1 protein-coding gene and 1 pseudogene are annotated in these 927 nt (G+C 46.5%); one reads left to right on the top strand and one right to left on the bottom strand.

The window, feature by feature from the left end:
- Positions 1-722, bottom strand: a 722-nt coding sequence (locus tag R7P74_RS25275) for a LysR family transcriptional regulator (RefSeq protein WP_318123391.1), incomplete at its 3' end; no start/stop codon positions are given.
- 128 nt (positions 723-850) lie between these two features.
- Here R7P74_RS25275 and R7P74_RS25280 point away from each other — a divergent pair.
- A pseudogene (locus tag R7P74_RS25280) lies at positions 851-916 on the top strand (glutathione S-transferase); the annotation flags it as partial.
- Between the last annotated feature and the right edge of the window lie 11 nt (positions 917-927).

Genomic DNA, 927 nt, shown 5'->3' on the forward strand with positions numbered 1-927 from the left:
TCTAAGATCTTCAGATCATCTGTGACACTGATTCTTCCCATCGCGCCAATCGCCATGCCAGAGCGAACAATGGCTCGCTGCGCAGAAGAGGTGTTACAGCAAGCTAAGAGTTGATATGGCGTTCCTCTTTTGGTCAGCGCATTAATAGCGGCGGCGTGGTATTTACAATCGGTTTGAAATAGCGCGAGAGGGACTGGCTGTGATTCGTCGATAGCGAAATCGGGGTGACTGATCCACACGCCTCTATCACTTGCGAGCCAGTATCCTTCTTCGCTATCGGGTGCACGAGTCACGATGGCGGCGTCTAATTTGCCTTCATCTAGCCATTCACGGAGCGTCACGCTTGGCTCACTGTACACCTGGATAGAGCAGGTCGGTTCGGTTTGCTGCAATACGCGGATGACTTTAGGCAGCAGACTATCGTTATAGTCTTCTGGACATCCTAAACGCAGTGGGCGTTTGTTTTCGTAGCGTTTTACTTGCTTGACGGCTTGATTGTGCAAACTTACGAGTTGCTCTGCATGCGCACGAAGTGACATACCCGCTTCGCTCAGTACAAGGTTGCGACCTTCCTTTTCGAATAAGCTGACATGGAGTTCATCTTCAAGCTTTCGCATTTGAGCACTAAACGCGGATTGGGTGCGATTGATTTGTTTTGCAGCACGAGTGAAACTGCCTGTTTCAACAAACGCAAGAAAGCTGCGCAGCGCGTCAATATCCATATTCTTTTCTATCCATCGTTTTTGTTGAAGTGTCCCATCAAAACTATCTGTTAGTTTGAAATAAAACAATCAGATATTGTGATTTCACGCTTTAATTAATAACAACACGATTTGGCATGGAGGCAACAATGCAACTCTTTATCGGGAATCAAAACTACTCAAGTTGGTCATTGCGAGCGTGGCTCATTTTTTCTTAATACGATTT

It is taken from the genome of Vibrio sp. 2033, from assembly GCF_033339735.1.